The following is a 16,480-nucleotide window of genomic DNA, read 5'->3' on the forward strand; positions in this document are numbered from 1 at the left end:
GAAGTTGCACATTTATGCAGCTACGCTAACGCGTCTCGACAATCCAAAATATTCACAGCCTGACTTGGTTCAAATGACTGCGGGGATTATAAGTACGTATAGCCCGGATTTTTTCATAATATTCCCGCTCTTGTGGGCTGAGTTCTTTTGGTGGTACGATCGCCACTTTCACCAACTGATCGCCGCGTCCACCCTTGGCTAGAGGCCAACCTTTGCCACGCAAACGCAGAGATTGACCAGAACGCACTCCTGCCGGCAGCTTAACATTAACTGAACCATCGGGAGTGGGTACATCAATAGACGCTCCCAAAGTAGCTTCATCTGGTGTGATTGCCACTTCGCATACCAAGTTCTCGCCTTCCATTTGGAAAAACGAGTGCGGCTGGAGTTCGACTTTTAAGTATAAATCCCCGCGTTGCTTAGTCATAGGGTTGATTTGACCTTTGCCCCGCACGCGCAAGCGAGTACCAGTTTTAGCCCCAGATGGGATGCGGACATCTATTGTTTCGTTACCCAAACTGAAGCGTTTTTGCACGCCATTAAATGCTTCAGCCAGAGTTAGAGCGATCGCAGCTTCACTATCTTGGCTAGTACCCGCACCTGCATCTTGAAACCCAAAATCGTTAAAGCCGCCAAAACCACTTGGCGCGCCTGTAGGAGTCCGGTAAGAGTAACTTTGTTGCCCACCGCGAGGCGCAGCACCACCAAAACGTCCTAGCAACTCATTGATGAACTCATCAAAATTTCCGTATTGACTGAAGTCAAAGTTACCCATATCGGCACCAACACCGCCAGATGGGAAACCTTCACCAGCTTGTTTCCAATATTGACCGAATTGGTCGTATTTTTTGCGTTTATCTGGGTCTGACACAACCTCGTAGGCTTCACTAACTTCTTTGAAGCGTGCTTCTGCCTGTTTGTTGTTTGGGTTGACATCAGGATGATATTTGCGGGCTAATTTACGAAAGGCTTGTTTAATTTCCTCTGGAGTGGCAGTCTTACTGACTCCCAAAATAGCGTAATAGTCCTTGAAGTCGGTTGCAGCCATCTACCAGCCTCCTATAGAAATTCCCGTTATGTTTTTTTTTAAGATGTTTAATTTGCCTGGTATAGTGCCAAGCAAAAATAATCTGATTTTAAGTTAACAAAAAATATATAAAATCAAGTGTGGTTCTCGCTCATCAAGCGATCGCAATTTCCGTACTCCGATTTTTCTGATCGGCGGATCAGGTTGTCTAGTCCTTCTTCCAGCCTTGGGGGAGCATCCCGCAGTTGACGGTGCATCCGCAAAATAACTTCTTCTGGAACCTGGCGCGATCGCCTTTTATTCCGTGCCAAACACAGCCAAACTGGTGTATCTACCCAAATTCCCGTAACGTGGGTAAAGCCCAAGTCACGGGCTAAAGCAATGACTTCACGGCGATGGCCGCGTTGGGCATTAGTGGCATCGAAAATAGCTGTATTTTCGGTGGAAATAGCTTGCTGAAATTGCCGCTGAATTTCGCCCCAAATCAGCAGCCACGGCCCCTGAACGGCTTGGGAACCGAACAATTGCCCCCGAATGGCATCTGTAGAAATCAGTGGCATCTGGGGGCATTCTGCCAGTAATTGTTTTACCAAGGTTGACTTCCCGCTACCTGGAAGACCAATCAACAAAATGAGTTCAGTCATTTGTCATTTGTCCTTTGTTACTTGTAACTATTAACCAATGACTAATGACTAATGATTAAATGATTGTTCCATCAGGAATTACAGCATTTTTCAACACGACAACGATGCCACTGCGGATGTAGAAACCTTGATTTTCCCGTTCAGCTTCTTGCACGTTATCTTTATTGATAATCTTGACATCGTGACCGATGCTGGCGTTTTTATCAATGATGGCACCGCGAATAATCGAGTCAGTACCAATACCTACAGGAATGTCGCCTTTTTCTACATTGCATTGGCGTTCCACAGAAGGTTGGTAAAAATCTGCACCCATGAGCAAAGATTCTTCGATGACACAGCCAGATTCAATCCGCGATCGCACTCCTAATACTGAATGTTGAATGCGGCAATTTTTCAAAATACAACCTTCGCCGATAATTGATTCTGTGATGTGGCAATCTAAAAGTTTAGTTGGAGGTAAGTAACGAGCGCGGGTATAAATTGGTGCTTTTTCATCGTAAAAACTAAAAGGTGGCTGGGGCTGCTGAGTCAGGGCTAAATTGGCATGATAAAATGCCTCAATTGTTCCAATATCTTCCCAGTAGTCATCAAAAAGGTAAGCTTGAACGTTGTAATCTTTAGAGGCATCAGGAATAATTTCTTTGCCGAAATCAGTCCTTTCTATACCTTCTCTTAACAACTTGAACAAAACCTCTTTTTTAAAGACATAAATCCCCATTGAGGCGATGTAAGGCTGTTGCTGGGCTTGTTCTTTTGATAATCCCAGTACGCTTGTATCAACACGCATTTGGATTAACGCTTCGCCTTTGGGTTTTTCGCTAAAATCGATTACCCTACCAGAATTGTCAATTTTCATCAAGCCAAAATCTGAAGCACGGCGCTCATCAATGGGGATGACTGAGAGAGTAATATCAGCCCCCGTGTCCCGATGGCGTTGAATAAACTGGCGATAATCCATGCGGTAGAGGTGATCGCCTGAGAGAATTAGATATTCTTCTACATCCCATTCTTCCATTAACCATAGATACTGACGTACAGCATCGGCTGTACCTTGGAACCAGTTAGGGTTTTCTGGTGTTTGTTGTGCCGCTAACACTTCTACAAACCCTTCATTGAAGCCAGTAAAGTTGTAGGTACGGGCGATATGACGATTCAGGGAAGCTGAGTTGAATTGTGTCAGGACGTAGATTTTGAATATTTCGGAATTTATGCAGTTACTAACAGGGATATCGATTAGGCGGTACTTCCCCGCTACTGGTACTGCTGGTTTCGCGCGGAGTTTGGTTAGTGGGTAAAGACGAGTACCCGCGCCACCACCAAGAATGATTGATAAAACTTTTTTCACAAAATTTCTCCCGACTGCCTTTCAACTCTCATATTCAGTTTAGGACTGTCTGCCACCACAAGTAAGGGGGATCATCTGATTCTTTGGGATGAATTTTACAGAATGCTGGTAGTATATGGATGATGCGGGTGTTCAGTAGAAATATAGAACGTTTGTATTGATTGAGTTAAAAGTGTAGGAAGCTTCGACTAGACTACCCTCGCATGGAATTTTATGTCTGTGAGAGACAGCTTGCAAGAGAAAGGGGTAAGTAGTCCATAACCAACCTCGTTAGAAAAATAAATCTAAAAAAGTTATATGTGTAATCCGTAAAACAATATTTTTCTAGTGTATTCACTTACAGTCATCTAAAAGTCACCTATTAAGGTAACTTTCTAATATTTTTAAAAAAGGATAACAGACAAATGCCGAACTTTAGAATGGGTTGGTTGCCAGATCGTCCTGATTTTAGGGACTATTACATAAAGAACATCATTGATGACTTACAAATTAAACCCATTACAGCCACTCTAAAAATAGAGAACAGGAAACAAGATAATGATATAGAATCTCTATTGAAGTCGGTTGATTTGCGGCCATGGTGTTCTCCAATTGAAGATCAAGGAAAACTGGATTCATGCACTGCACAGGCTGGCGTTGCCTTAGTAGAATATTTTGAAAGGAAGGTAATGGGCGAATACATAGATGCTTCAAGCCTCTTTCTCTACAAAGCTACACGCAAATTGATGCACCTAACTGGAGACACAGGAGCATCAATACGCTTCACAATGAAAGCAATGGCACTTTTTGGCATACCTCCAGAAGAATATTGGCCTTATGAAATTGAGAATTTTGACGCAGAACCATCGGCTTTTTGCTATGCCTATGCCCAAAATTATCAATCACTTCAATATTTTAGGCTCGACTTACCTCAATTTTCCAAAGAGGAAGTTTTAGTTCAAATCAAAGCTTTTTTAGATGCTGGCTTTCCTGCCATGTTTGGGTTTACAGCCTATAACTCTATTCATCATCACAACACTAGCGAAACTGGTGAAATTCCTTATCCAGCTCAGGGTGAAAAAGTAGTAGGTGGTCATGCAGTTGTTGCTGTTGGTTACGATGATAATAAGTCAATAGATAATCCTAACTATAAGTCAAGTATTAATTGCCCTCAATCCCACCCAAAAAAAGGAGCTTTCTTAATCAGAAACTGCTGGGGAGAACATTGGGGAAAAGAAGGCTATGGCTGGCTACCCTATGAGTATGTTTTACACGGATTAGCTACTGACTGGTGGTCATTACTGAAGAATGAGTGGGTTGATGAAAGTAAATTTGGTTTAATAACTCAAGATGGTATTCTCCGAGGTGATAATGACGAACCACAGCCAGATGATCTTAAGCCTCTTCTAATAATACAAAAAGGACAAGATCGCAATAATACTAATCATTAAACGAAACCAAATACTACTAAAAAAACCGTAAAAAATAGAGACTTCACCCCTCAAGTACTATTCTAAGCAATAATTTATTCTATTCAACAAAGCATTTACCAGATTGAACGTTCAACCCGTCTGGTATATTTTTGTTGGTTTGTAAATACTCTTTTAAAAAATTACAGCTATACTTTAACAAGTTTTGTGCATCAGGAGTTATATTATTTATGAAAGTGACTTGCTGCCATCTCCAAAGTCTTACAGTTCTATCATTACTTGAAGAAGCAATTATCTTCCCATCACGACTAAACTCTAGCCGATTAACTTTGGCTGTGTGTCCTTGTAGAGTTTCTATTAAAGAATTCTCTTTTTTCATAGCTTTATCTACATTCCATAATTTTACAGTTTCATCATCGCCTCCAGAAGCAAGTATTTCACCGTTAGGAGTAAAGTCTAATCCATATATTATCCCCTTATGAGCATTCTTGATTTCTGCCATTAATTTATTTTGATGATTTTTAATATTCCAAATATTTATTGTACCTAGTTGACTAGCAGAAGCTAATAAGTTTCTTCTTTGCAAACTGAATCTGACTATATATACAATTTGATTACCATGTGTGCCAACTTTTTCTAAACTATTCCTTTGCCAATCCCAAATTCTAACACTACCATCATAACTTACATAAGCGATTTTAGAACTGTCATTAGGATTAAAATCTAGACTATTAACTCGAGGAGTTTCATTCACATTATACCCCTCTTTTTGCAAGATAGATTTGACATCTAATGTTCCAATTACTGGAAGTGAATTCTTTTCAATTTCAGTACGCCAAACTTTTATAATTCCATCTTTACCGGCAGAAGCAATGATTTTATCATCTCGACTAAAACTAACATCATAAACGGTATCTCTATGACCGTAAAAAGTTTTTATGAGTTTATGTTTATTTGATTTTATATCCCAAAGCTTGACTGTAGCATCTTGACTTGTAGAAGCTAAAAGTTTACCGTTATGGCTAAATCTCACACTCCAAACACCTTTTGTGTGACCTAAAATATCGTATAAAAGCTTGCCATCTTTATCCCAAATTTTAATAATACCATCAGCACCACCAGACGCAATTATATTTCCGTCAGGACTAAAACTCACACCCCAAACTCTATCTTTATGACCTTCTAATCGATTATGCTCTTTCACTGAATCAATTACTATTTTTAGTTGATTGAGTGATTGAGAATTGTCTCCACCTAAATGCTGCAACTCCTTGAGCGCTTGGACACTTGAGATCATTGCCTCAAGTTGATTCCCTGTAGCTAAAAGTCGCTCAGATTTTTCAACTAATGCTCCAGAAGCGATCGCATCTGCTTGTTTTTTCTCTAATGTCCTTTGTTGTAGCAGTAATCCCAATCCCAGAGATAAGACTATAAGTGTTGCAGAAGCGATCGCAAATCTAGTTCTCTGTGATTCAGCTTTGGCTTTAGCTTCTGCTTCATACTGGAGGCTTTGTGCTTGCTCTATTTGTGCTTGAATGTCTTTGTCGCGTCTCTCCAAACTCTTGTGTAAAAACTCTTCTTCTAGTGGGGTAAGTCTTGGCTGAGTCCTATTCACCCACTCAGAAATTACAGCCAAATTTGCACCTGTCAACAGTGCATTATCTGATTTATTAAACCTTTGTTGCCATTTCTGAAAATCTTCCTCTAAAGAGCGACTGAGACGAATATTCTCAAGATTTTCAGTAATCCAATCACTGAGTAATTTCCACTCAGATAAAAGCGCTTCATGAGCAACTTCTATTGTCTTTTCATCGGTGATAATTAAGCGATGTTGGAAATCAGCTAATAATCGTATTACCCGTTGCAATTGTTGTGGAGAATCTGAAATTGCTTCTAATCTATCCCAGGTAGCACGCCGCCGCGTCACTTCCCCAGCTTCACCTAGTTGCACCAATTCCATAAACAAGCGACGCGCAAAAGCTTGATCTTCTATAGTTGTTAAACAACTTTCATACAAAATTGTCGCTCGTTTGTCTAAAGCTCCTTTAACCCCGCCAATTTCCTCATAGCCTTTGCCAGTCAAAAATGGTTCTGGCGATTCAGGTTCTTCAATGCAAACTCGCCACAATTCCTTAAGCGCGTATTGCAGTATAGGTAATGCACCCGGACGGTTGACGACATCGGCACAAATTTGCGAAACTAAACCATGCTCAAACGTAACACCATGTAATTTTGCTGGTTTTTCTATGGCTTCTTCTAACTCAGTAAAAGACATCGGTGTGACGATAAATGATGTGGGAGGAATGCTATTGATGAGAGTAATAATTTCTAAATAGTCAGCACAACGATTTAAGAAATCCCCGCGAATTGTCAAAATTATCCGGTTTTCTCCCTCACCCTTTTTTACTTCCTGTGCAACTAAGCGGATAAAAGCTTTGCGTTCCTCATCGTCTTGACAAAGGGTAAATATTTCTTCAAATTGATCGATAAATAATAGATGCGGTTTATTTTGCTGCCGTTGTCGAGTCAAAATATCAATAAGTTTACCTAAAGGATGTTCTCCTGGTGTAAAAGATACGATTTTCCATTGACTGCTTCCAGGAAGGCGATCGCCTTTTAGTTGTGGTAACAAACCTGCTTTTACTAAGGAAGATTTACCACTACCTGAATAACCAATTACAGCCAAAAATCGACTCTCTACTAACCGGGAAATTAGGGTGCGAACTGCTGCATCTCGCCCACAAAAATATTCTGCTTGCTCTGATTCAAAAGCAGAAAGCCCCTGATAAGGATTTTCCTGATTGAAAGCAACTTTTTCTGTTGTAGGAACATCTGATTGGCTATAAGTTACTAAATTAATGGAACGTCCCCAACCCATGCGAATCGGCTCCTGTATGGAACCTTTCAATTCGTTGCTGATAAAATCAAACAAGCGATCGCCACTAATTAACCTATTACTGCTTGCATTTTCTGCCGCCAATCCCCTAATAACTGCACCTGTAAAAATACTGTATTCTTCACTCTTCATTGCTGCGGCGCGTTCAAAGCCACGAGAAGCTGTAATTAAGTAATAATCTTTTTGCGAACTAAAAGCATTAAGAGTGTTTTGTATTAATTGTCTTTCTAAGAAATAGCCGCTATGACAGCAATCGAGTAGCACTACCAAACTACTTAATTGAGAATCTCTGATTAATTTATTCAGGCTGTCGAGAGAAATACCAGATTCTTGGGCGACAATTTGGTTTCCTTCAACCTTAACCTTACAATCGTAAGTCGCTAAAAAACCTTCTTGTTGTCGTAAATTATCAGAAGTGATAAAACCGTGTCCGCTAAAATAAATCAGCGCTTCATTATTAGCTGCTTGCTCTAGCAAAAATGTTCTGAGTTTTTCACCCATTTCAGCCCCAGTAATTTTTGTGTTCCGGCCTTGTGTTAGTCTTTGCACAGACTGGAAATCACCATATTTCTCTAAGAGTTGCGCGATCGCTTCAGCATCATTTGTAGTCTTCGACAAACGCGGTAATGATGGGCTGACATACTCGGCGATGCCAATAACAAGCGCGTATCGTGCCATTTAACACACCTTATGTTGGGAAATGCGGGATAATCTTGACAGACGCAATGATGGCTGTGTTACTAGAAACAATACCATCTGTTATTTTTCTGTAAGCAAGCTGAAATTTATTCAGATACGTTACAAAACTTTAATCGAGGCAGCTTATGTCAGAAGTGCAGCAACTATTTTTCCAAGCAGACGGAGAGATTGAGCAGATTGAGATTAACGTCACAGCTACCGAAATAACTCAGGAAATTGAGGAGGACGATGATGGCATAGAATACAAGGATGTACGAACAGATGCGATCGCTCGGATGCAACAAGCTCGGCAAATGATTCGCTCTTATACTATCTATGCTCTTAGTGCTTTTAAAGACTTCAATACTGCTGAGATTGAGGAGGTAAGTCTTAAATTTGGCATTAAGCTGGGCGGGAAGGCAGGCATTCCTTACATTACCGAAGGCTCTGCTGAAAGTAATCTGGAAATTCAAGTGAAGTGTAAGTTTCCAGAAAAACCAAAACCTGATTCACAGTAACAGCAAAAAATTATCCGTACCCGTTAAACGCCCAACTTGCCTATATTGATTCTCTTATTAACCAAACGTAATTGGTGCGATCGCTTCAAAAACTTCACCCAAGGTTGCTCTGATAACTGGGAAATGGCATTGGCTGACAGTGTTGCCGTGAAAATATCTTTGCCACTGCTAACATCACTGACACCTAAACTTTCTAAAATAGCAGTTGCAGCCGAGTCTAAAACTGGTTCAGTATGGATGAAAACTGCCAAATTAGTTTCTTCTGAATCTTGAACGTCATTCAGGGCTGTAGCAAGAGCGGCATCTAGTTTCTGATAATTCATCAGCAACTCCTTGGTAAGTTAGGGTAGACAATTTTTGCCTATCCTAACTTATCAAATTTATCGGTTATTATTGCCTACCTTTGTACAGAAATAATATCCACTTTTCTCAGTCTAATTACAGATTTAAAGCATTAATCACTCCATAGCCCCATTTTTCATCAAATGTGCCTGCATCTTTTCCGGGAATTGCACTATTTTTACGTAGGTAGTCTTTCACAGCAGCCGGATCGAGTTCAGGATTTCGCTGCAACAGTAGCGCCACTAACCCACTAACGAAGGGTGTCGCCATACTTGTACCAGCCTGCACCACAAATTTGGAATTAATCATCGATGAGCGGTCAAAACTGGCATCGGCGGAAAGAGTGGAAATAATCATTGCTCCGGGTGCTGCTACATCGGGCTTCTGTCCATCATTGCGTAGAGGCCCTTCACTACTGAATTCCGAAATAGTATTCAGTTCTAACCCCATTTCTCGAACTTGGTTATCAATATCTGTGTACTTGGTTTTAGTAGTATAGGCGGCAACTGTAATTGCACTGCTAGCAGCTCCCGGCGAACCAATTTTTAACGCATCCTTTACACTTTTACCTGTAAAAAACACTGACGAAGTGTCATCTAATGTCCACACATCTAAACGTGTGTCAGTTGAAGAAGTGTTGCGGACTCGCAGTTGCCAAACACCTCCCATTACTGGCGAGGGGTCAATACCACGTATTTGTACAAAGAAATTATGGTCGCCGTTGGCTTTGTCTGGCGCTGGTGTCGCTAATTGTACCCGTGCATCTGGTAACTGGTAATCTTGGGCGGCATTACCGCCAGTAATTATTTTTTGGAAGGGGGTGACAAAACCGTTAGGACTCCGCACAGACACTTCTAATTCGCTGTCTTTGGAATACCAGGCGTTTAACCAAACTATGCCTACTTGATTTAAAGGAACATTAAAGCGCATACCACGAGTGCGTCCACTGGGTATGATCGCTTGTGCATGAATGTTATCGTTTCCTTCGTTACCCGCAGCACAACAAACAATTCTTCCAGAGCCAGTTTCGGCATCAATTACCTTTGATAAAGAGTCGCTACCATCATGGGCATCAGCGTGTCCACCCAAGCTGAGATTTACCACTGCTGGGCGTCCCAACTCTCTAGCAACTCGAAAAACATAACGCACACCATCGGCAATGTGGGCATCCTGTAAATCTGATCTGACAATAACTAATTCCGCTTCTGGTGCGACACCGCTATAGTTAGTATCAGCACCGGCGGCAATTCCAGCAACGTGAGTACCATGTCCAGCAGTATCCTGAGAAATTGTCAGTTGCGCTCCCGTCAATTCAGCCCCATAGCCGCCCTCTGTGACTCCTGGGCCTGGCAGTGTTTGATCCCAAATGTGTAAAATTCGTCCAGCAAAGGCAGGGTGTTTTGGATCGATACCACTGTCTATAATGCCGATGATTACTCCTTTACCAGTTAGTCCGGTTCGGTTTTTGAACTCTGGTAGTTTGACTGTTCCCAGGGCAGTGTCCATCCTCAAATGAAGTTTGCGTGATGGCTTAATTCGCTGAATCACATCTTCTTCAGATAAGGCATCTAAACTCTCTATCGGTAAGAAAGCCGTCCGCACACTCCCAGAATTTTGATTGACTTCAATATTATATTGTGATAGGTAACTTAAGTCTGCATCAGGGTCGCAGTAAATAAAAACAACGCTTTTAGTGGGTTTTACTGGGCTTTTGTGGGCAATGATGCCAAGGGACTTTTTGTGTGTAATTAAAGCTTTCTCTCCCTCATTTTGATAGTCTTGAAATGCTAACAGTAGTCCGGGAGAAAGTTTTTCGTGTCTCATTTTTACCTCAAGTTAAATTATTCGCTGTCAACGAAGTAGTGATTTTAGCAAGATCAGTCGCTCTAGCATTAATGCAGACTATGTATTTTTTTAGCCTTGATTATTTGATGCGACTATCGTTATCTATTTTTTTTCAGAGATAACATCAAATAAGCTTAGGATGCAGGAATTTATTCCTAAGACAATTGCTAATTTATAACTCATATTCCTGAATGAAGTCTCCCTCATAGTAATTTTCTCTAGTTCATGAGACATCTTTGAGCAGACGCATCTAAGAATTACCCAAGTCTGGCTAACAGGTAATTTTTATGAAGCTATTAAACTAATCCATTGTCTGCCTAAATCATTACGGACAAAGTGAATAAAATAAAATTAAGAATAATTAAGTAATAAATAAAAAAGATAATTTTTTTGAATAAGATTCAGGGGTCACAATCTAATCAGTGGCGAGTCTATTTTGTTGAACTATAAAAAGCTAAAACAAATTACCGATAACATTTGTGTATAAAACAGCAATCTAAAGTCTAAATTGCTAATGAACACTGACAAATTACAGATTCTCTATCATAAGTAAGAGCCAAAAAGAAGCTAATATTTGCAACGATCGCTTCTGAACGTACAAAGAGTTTTTCATGCAAATTCAAACACCAGACTGGGTAAAACACGCTGTTTTCTACCAAATCTTCCCAGATCGCTTTGCCAGAAGCAAACAGCCGCGCAAACGGTTGTTACACGAAGCTCGTTGGGAAGATTGGGATGCTATACCAACCCTTCAAGGTTATAAAGGCGGTGATTTATGGGGCATCTTGGAGGAATTAGACTACATCCAGGATTTGGGAATTAACGCGATTTACTTCACACCTATTTTTCAATCCGCCAGCAATCATCGCTATCATACCCACGATTATTACCAAGTTGACCCGATGTTAGGGGGCAACGAGGCTTTTAAGGAATTGCTTGATGCAGCCCATCAACGGAATATCAAAGTCGTTCTGGATGGGGTGTTTAACCATTCCAGCCGTGGCTTTTTCTTTTTCCACGACGTTTTAGAAAATGGCCCCCATTCGCCTTGGGTAAATTGGTTCAAAATTGAAGGCTGGCCTTTAGCACCTTACAACGGGGAATTGCCTGCTAACTACGTGGGTTGGGTGGGAAATCGTGCTTTACCACAATTTAACCACGACAATCCAGAAGTGCGGGAATACATTATGGAGATTGCCGAATATTGGATTAAATTAGGCATCGATGGTTGGCGGTTGGATGTACCATTTGAAATAGAAACTCCTGGCTTTTGGCAGGAATTTCGCGATCGCGTCAAAGCCATCAATCCCGAAGCTTATATTGTGGGCGAAGTGTGGGGAGATTCCCGCCAGTGGCTAGATGGGACACAATTTGACGGTGTGATGAACTATCTATTTACTGGGCCGACAATTGCCTTTGCAGCAGGCGATCGCGTAGTCTTAGAACAAGTCCAAAGCCGCGACTATCAACCCTATCCACCTTTATTTGCTGCTGAGTACGCCACCAAAATTCAAGAAGTACTGCAACTTTACCCTTGGGAAATTCAGCTAACTCAACTCAATTTACTTGCAAGTCACGATACAGCCCGATTGATGACTATTGCCGGTGGCGATATAGCCAGCGTAGAATTATCAACTCTACTACTACTCACCTTTCCCGGTGCGCCTAGCATCTACTATGGTGATGAAGTTGGTTTACCTGGTGGCATAGATCCTGACTCGCGTCGTGGCTTTCCTTTAGAGAGTAACTGGAATCAAGAAATTTTCAATACTCACCGTCAATTAATTGCCCTACGTCAAACTTACCCAGCCTTGCGTACAGGTGATTACCAAGTTCTTCATGCTCAAGGACAACTTTATATCTTTGCGCGAACTTTGGGTACAGAGGAATTGCTAATTGCCGTCAACGCTGGCACAAGTTCGGCAACAGCGAATGCAGATGTCCCCAGTTTGCATACTCAACCCAACAAGTTGTTATATGGCACTGCTGAAATTGAGTGGAATGGTGACGGAGAAACTCAGCGGTTGTCATTAACTGTTCCCGCAAGGAGTGGGTGTATTTTGGGGATTGGGGAGTAGGGACTGGGGACTGGGGATGAAGCAGGGGAGAAGTTGTAGTAGGTCTTTCCCCTCTGCCCCTCTGCCCCTCTGCCTCTCTGCCCCTCTGCCCTTACTTCCCCGCCACTATTGCAGGTATCAACACCGCATCAATAATATGGATTACGCCATTGTCTGTCAGAATATCTGTTTTGAGGACATTGGCGTTATTTATCTTAAATTTACCGTCGGCAGATTCAATGGCTACAATTGAACCTTCAAGCGTCTCTGCTTCATTAATCTCCAGCAAATCATCAGACCTGACATCTCCACTAGCGATATGATACGCTACAATTTTCTGGAGCTTGGGAATATCTTGTAATAACAAATCTAAAGTTCCCTCTGGCAGATTAGCAAAAGCTTCGTCAGTTGGTGCAAAGAGTGTGAAAGAACCAGGGCTTTTCAAAGTTTCTATGAAATTTACAGCTTCAGCAGCCTTTATTAGGGTATTGAAATTACCTGCTGCGATCGCAGTTTCCACAAGGTCAGCCATGAGGGTGCGTTATCTTATACTACAAGTTACTTATAAGTGATTAAAATACTTTTAGCTTCTATCAACAGAGAGGTTGCTGGCGATTAAACAGACAGCAGCAGACTGATTTACTACTGTTACACTGGAGAGTGACCCCAAGAACCACTGATTATGCTAAAGCGTTCTAAGTTCGAGACAACTCAATCTCAGATTATGCACCGTGCTGAGGATCTAATTAGTGCAGCCTCAAATCGTTATCGCATTACGGTTCAGGTGGCAAATCGTGCTAAACGTCGGCGTTACGAAGACTTTGAAAGTAACGAAGATGCAATCATGAAGCCGGTGCTAAGGGCAATTATCGAAATGTCTGATGAATTGACTCAGCCAGAAATTATCGGCGAACTATAAGATTAAGTGCTGTTAGCGGTAGCGGGGCATTAAGCCCGTGCTGAGTGCTGAATTCTGAGTTCTAAAATTTTCACTCAGCAACGCCCAAAATATCGTTCTATGAAAAAGAAAAAACTTCTACCTAAATCAATCCTCTCAAAACTCGGAATTCAGCACTGGCTAAACCCTAGCTATCCGCTAACACAGCTACTACTTGCCTTCATAATCGTGGGTGTAATTGTTTTAGGTTTAGGGACGGGCAAATCAATACAGACAAATTTACTTGGTATCCAACCAGCATATGCTCAGAGAATCACCCCTAGCGACGTTTGGCAGCAAGTGTATAAACAGTTGCCAGATTTCCCGTTAGAAAATAAGTATATCAGCAAAGAAAACGGGAAGGTTGCCGAAAACAACACCTTAGCAAATCGCTTTATTAGATATCATATTTATACCAAAGGTCGCGCCCCAATTTATCGCTTGGATTGGAAACTAACTTTAGCTGATTACTTAGGCGCTAATGAAATTATGTATGATGCTAGCTATCCAGGGAATGATTCACTACGGGAAAATCCGATAGAAGGCGATCGCAAAGCCATCAATAATCTTACCCGCAGCCAGCGAGATGCCTTAGTACAAGTCTTAGTTAATATATTTAACCCCACTTCCCAAAATACCGCACCCCCCAACCCCAACACCACAACCAGTCCGGCTACATCCATACCCCCACAGCCACCACAACGGGGAGGGGCCGAACTACTGAAATGACTTCCATACCTCTGCGTTTCAAAATTAAACTATGGAACGCGTGATGAAAACTGGATTGGGTTGGCGTATCGGCTGGAACCCCGACACACCTGAGTTTAAAGGTTTAGTCGGTACAGATGATTGGGCAATTGAGTTAACCGAAGCCGAGTTGAATGATTTTTGCCGTCTACTAGCACAGCTAGCAGATACCATGAAACAACTTGCAGATGAGTTAATGGAAGAGGAAAAAATTGCTTGTGAAGCCGAAAGCGATTTATTATGGATGGAAGTAGAAGGATATCCTCATGATTACAGTCTGCGCTTCATCTTGAATACAGGGCGATGTGTAGAAGGTAAATGGAGTGCTTCTGCTGTTCCAGATTTACTGCAAGCAACTGGGATGCTTAAGGTTTTTTAAATTTGCCTCTTGATTATCCTATAATTTTGTTATATAATAGTAATTCTGACCGGGGCGTAGCGCAGCTTGGTAGCGCGCCACTTTGGGGTAGTGGAGGTCGTGGGTTCGAATCCCGCCGCTCCGATTGATGATAAGCCATACCTGCTAGTCTTTGCAAAATGATTAGCAGGTTTTTTCATAGCTTTTTACGAAAAACTAATTAGACTAGTGGCATAGCAAGCTTAAATCGGAATGACGACCCATATTAAAACCTCTGAATTTGAATGTGGATTCAGACCCCCAAGCAAAATTTTAAGAAATTTCCACCCCAATCCCAATCCCCAGTCCCCAGTCTCGCAACCAGAAATTCCGACATTACTAAAGGATTGTGAAGAGGTCTAGCTAAATAATCCCATTTATCATAACTTAATAGTTATAGAACTATTGACTGGATCGCTGCATTACTCATGGTTAACACCCTACCCAAGCCAGAAATTAAAACCCCCAGCAAAGAAACTGTACTCACTCCTCGGTTTTATACTACAGATTTTGAAACCGCAGCCCAGTTGGATTTGTCTGCCCAAGAAACGGAATTGCGGGCGATGTTGACAGAAATGCGGACAGACTACAACCGCCACCATTTTGTTCGCGATGAAGCGTTTGAGCAATCTTGGGAACACGTTAGCGGTGAAGCAAGGCAGGCGTTTATAGAATATTTGGAACGTTCCTGCATTTCTGAGTTTTCCGGGTTCTTGCTATTCAAGGAATTATCCCGCAAGCTAAAAAATCGCAGTCCAGTGCTGGCGGAAATATTTCAACTGATGGCGCGTGATGAAGCCCGCCACGCCGGATTTCTCAACAAAGCAATGGGCGATTTTAAAGTTTCCCTGGATTTAGCCACTGTTACTAAAACCCGCACCTATACGTTTTTCCCGATTGAGTGGGTACTTTACACAGTTTACCTCTCAGAAAAAATTGGGTACTGGCGTTACATTATTATTTTCAGACATCTAGAAAAGCACCCAGAAAACGAGTTTTACCCGATTTTCCGGTACTTTGAGAGTTGGTGTCAGGACGAAAACCGCCACGGAGATATATTCAAAGCGCTTTTACGTTCTCAACCGCAACTCTGGAACACCTGGAAATCTCGGCTGTGGAGTCGCTTTTTCTTACTATCGGTATTTGCTACCCACACCTTGACAGTTCATGAACGTTCCGGGTTCTACAAATCACTGGGGCTTGATGCTACAGAATTCGATCTCCAAGTTGTCCGCAACACCAATGAAACCGCCGGACGTGCTTTTCCGGTGATGTTGAATACGGAACATCCCAAGTTTTTCCCCCGCCTGCAACGCTGTGCAGGTTACAACTTGAAAATTGCTGAGATTGAGGGCGGTTCTGGGCCAAAATTGGTGAAGCTAATTCGCAAACTACCTTTGATTGCAGCAATTGTTTGGAATCTGCTGTTAGTTTATCTGATTAAACCCATTGATACTGAAGTCCTGCGGGGAACGGTTCGTTAGGTATTAGGAACTTCCAACAAATAAATTATCCAATCTTGTGGGGTAAGCAACATGAGCGCCTTTACCTGGATTTCTCACTTGTGAGAAATCCAAGGGGTGTGGGAGGATGGGGAAGAAGTCTTACCCCCCACACTCCCCACACTCTCTTCTCCTG

14 protein-coding genes and 1 tRNA gene are annotated in these 16,480 nt (G+C 41.8%); 8 read left to right on the forward strand and 7 right to left on the reverse strand.

The annotated features are described in order from the left end of the window. Nucleotides 1-52: 52 nt before the first annotated feature. From V7L31_RS17145 to V7L31_RS17155, 3 genes are all read right to left on the reverse strand, one after another. Nucleotides 53-1,048 carry a DnaJ C-terminal domain-containing protein gene (locus tag V7L31_RS17145; RefSeq protein WP_334697353.1) on the reverse strand — a complete coding sequence of 332 codons (996 nt, stop codon included), beginning with the start codon at nt 1,046-1,048 and terminating at the stop codon, nt 53-55. 113 nt (nt 1,049-1,161) lie between these two features. Beyond that, nucleotides 1,162-1,671 (reverse strand): AAA family ATPase, encoded by a 510-nt coding sequence (locus V7L31_RS17150; protein WP_334697354.1) that lies wholly within the window; start codon nt 1,669-1,671, stop codon nt 1,162-1,164. 55 nt (nt 1,672-1,726) lie between these two features. Next, nucleotides 1,727-3,016 carry a glucose-1-phosphate adenylyltransferase gene (locus V7L31_RS17155; RefSeq protein WP_334697355.1) on the reverse strand — a complete coding sequence of 430 codons (1,290 nt, stop codon included), beginning with the start codon at nt 3,014-3,016 and terminating at the stop codon, nt 1,727-1,729. Between the two features lie 404 nt (nt 3,017-3,420). Here V7L31_RS17155 and V7L31_RS17160 point away from each other — a divergent pair, with 404 nt between their 5' ends. Next, entirely contained in the window at nt 3,421-4,446 is a 1,026-nt protein-coding gene (locus tag V7L31_RS17160; protein WP_334697356.1) for a C1 family peptidase, read from the forward strand. 79 nt (nt 4,447-4,525) lie between these two features. Here V7L31_RS17160 and V7L31_RS17165 read toward each other — a convergent pair whose 3' ends face one another. Next, on the reverse strand, nt 4,526-7,999 hold the full coding sequence (locus V7L31_RS17165) for an nSTAND1 domain-containing NTPase (RefSeq protein ID WP_334697357.1): 3,474 nt from the start codon (nt 7,997-7,999) through the stop codon (nt 4,526-4,528). A 146-nt stretch (nt 8,000-8,145) separates the two neighbouring features. Between V7L31_RS17165 and V7L31_RS17170 the strand changes: the two genes are divergently transcribed. Further along, nucleotides 8,146-8,517 carry a CU044_2847 family protein gene (locus V7L31_RS17170; protein WP_334697358.1) on the forward strand — a complete coding sequence of 124 codons (372 nt, stop codon included), beginning with the start codon at nt 8,146-8,148 and terminating at the stop codon, nt 8,515-8,517. Between the two features lie 23 nt (nt 8,518-8,540). On the opposite strand, the gene V7L31_RS17175 is transcribed toward V7L31_RS17170, so the two are convergent. Together V7L31_RS17175 and V7L31_RS17180 are read right to left on the reverse strand one after the other, a co-directional pair. After that, entirely contained in the window at nt 8,541-8,840 is a 300-nt protein-coding gene (locus tag V7L31_RS17175) for a hypothetical protein (protein ID WP_334697359.1), read from the reverse strand. A gap of 115 nt (nt 8,841-8,955) precedes the next feature. Continuing rightward, nucleotides 8,956-10,683: a S8 family peptidase gene (locus V7L31_RS17180; protein ID WP_334697360.1), complete on the reverse strand. Its 1,728-nt coding sequence runs from the start codon at nt 10,681-10,683 to the stop codon at nt 8,956-8,958. Between the two features lie 632 nt (nt 10,684-11,315). On the opposite strand from V7L31_RS17180, the gene V7L31_RS17185 reads away from it, so the two are divergent. Continuing rightward, nucleotides 11,316-12,782: a glycoside hydrolase family 13 protein gene (locus tag V7L31_RS17185; protein WP_334697361.1), complete on the forward strand. Its 1,467-nt coding sequence runs from the start codon at nt 11,316-11,318 to the stop codon at nt 12,780-12,782. Nucleotides 12,783-12,873: 91 nt separating this feature from the next. Here V7L31_RS17185 and V7L31_RS17190 read toward each other — a convergent pair whose 3' ends face one another. Then, entirely contained in the window at nt 12,874-13,293 is a 420-nt protein-coding gene (locus tag V7L31_RS17190) for a fasciclin domain-containing protein (RefSeq protein WP_334697362.1), read from the reverse strand. A 150-nt stretch (nt 13,294-13,443) separates the two neighbouring features. On the opposite strand from V7L31_RS17190, the gene V7L31_RS17195 reads away from it, so the two are divergent. The 5 genes from V7L31_RS17195 to acsF all read left to right on the forward strand — a co-directional run bounded on the left by V7L31_RS17195 (nt 13,444) and on the right by acsF (nt 16,326). Next, complete coding sequence (locus tag V7L31_RS17195) at nt 13,444-13,680, forward strand: DNA-directed RNA polymerase subunit omega (RefSeq protein WP_179064685.1); 237 nt, start codon at nt 13,444-13,446, stop codon at nt 13,678-13,680. A 99-nt stretch (nt 13,681-13,779) separates the two neighbouring features. Next, nucleotides 13,780-14,427, forward strand: a complete 648-nt coding sequence (locus V7L31_RS17200) for a hypothetical protein (RefSeq protein WP_334697363.1) — start codon at nt 13,780-13,782, stop codon at nt 14,425-14,427. A gap of 31 nt (nt 14,428-14,458) precedes the next feature. Continuing rightward, the gene (locus tag V7L31_RS17205; RefSeq protein ID WP_334697364.1) at nt 14,459-14,824 is read left to right on the forward strand and encodes a DUF1818 family protein; all 366 of its coding nucleotides are present in this window, start codon (nt 14,459-14,461) and stop codon (nt 14,822-14,824) included. Nucleotides 14,825-14,874: 50 nt separating this feature from the next. Next, a tRNA-Pro gene (locus tag V7L31_RS17210) sits at nt 14,875-14,948 on the forward strand. Nucleotides 14,949-15,270: 322 nt separating this feature from the next. Next, complete coding sequence (acsF, locus tag V7L31_RS17215; RefSeq protein ID WP_334697365.1) at nt 15,271-16,326, forward strand: magnesium-protoporphyrin IX monomethyl ester (oxidative) cyclase; 1,056 nt, start codon at nt 15,271-15,273, stop codon at nt 16,324-16,326. Nucleotides 16,327-16,480 lie beyond the last annotated feature (154 nt).

This window comes from Nostoc sp. (genome assembly GCF_036916655.1).
GTDB lineage: Bacteria > Cyanobacteriota > Cyanobacteriia > Cyanobacteriales > Nostocaceae > Nostoc.

Bases quoted from the DNA above. Each gene is read 5' to 3' on its own strand.
- V7L31_RS17145 (WP_334697353.1), bottom strand. From the start codon at position 1,048: ATGGCTGCAACCGACTTCAAGGACTATTACGCTATTTTGGGAGTCAGT.
- V7L31_RS17150 (WP_334697354.1), bottom strand. From the start codon at position 1,671: ATGACTGAACTCATTTTGTTGATTGGTCTTCCAGGTAGCGGGAAGTCA.
- V7L31_RS17160 (WP_334697356.1), top strand. From the start codon at position 3,421: ATGCCGAACTTTAGAATGGGTTGGTTGCCAGATCGTCCTGATTTTAGG.
- V7L31_RS17165 (WP_334697357.1), bottom strand. From the start codon at position 7,999: ATGGCACGATACGCGCTTGTTATTGGCATCGCCGAGTATGTCAGCCCA.
- V7L31_RS17170 (WP_334697358.1), top strand. From the start codon at position 8,146: ATGTCAGAAGTGCAGCAACTATTTTTCCAAGCAGACGGAGAGATTGAG.
- V7L31_RS17175 (WP_334697359.1), bottom strand. From the start codon at position 8,840: ATGAATTATCAGAAACTAGATGCCGCTCTTGCTACAGCCCTGAATGAC.
- V7L31_RS17180 (WP_334697360.1), bottom strand. From the start codon at position 10,683: ATGAGACACGAAAAACTTTCTCCCGGACTACTGTTAGCATTTCAAGAC.
- V7L31_RS17185 (WP_334697361.1), top strand. From the start codon at position 11,316: ATGCAAATTCAAACACCAGACTGGGTAAAACACGCTGTTTTCTACCAA.
- V7L31_RS17190 (WP_334697362.1), bottom strand. From the start codon at position 13,293: ATGGCTGACCTTGTGGAAACTGCGATCGCAGCAGGTAATTTCAATACC.
- V7L31_RS17195 (WP_179064685.1), top strand. From the start codon at position 13,444: ATGCTAAAGCGTTCTAAGTTCGAGACAACTCAATCTCAGATTATGCAC.
- V7L31_RS17200 (WP_334697363.1), top strand. From the start codon at position 13,780: ATGAAAAAGAAAAAACTTCTACCTAAATCAATCCTCTCAAAACTCGGA.
- V7L31_RS17205 (WP_334697364.1), top strand. From the start codon at position 14,459: ATGGAACGCGTGATGAAAACTGGATTGGGTTGGCGTATCGGCTGGAAC.
- acsF (WP_334697365.1), top strand. From the start codon at position 15,271: ATGGTTAACACCCTACCCAAGCCAGAAATTAAAACCCCCAGCAAAGAA.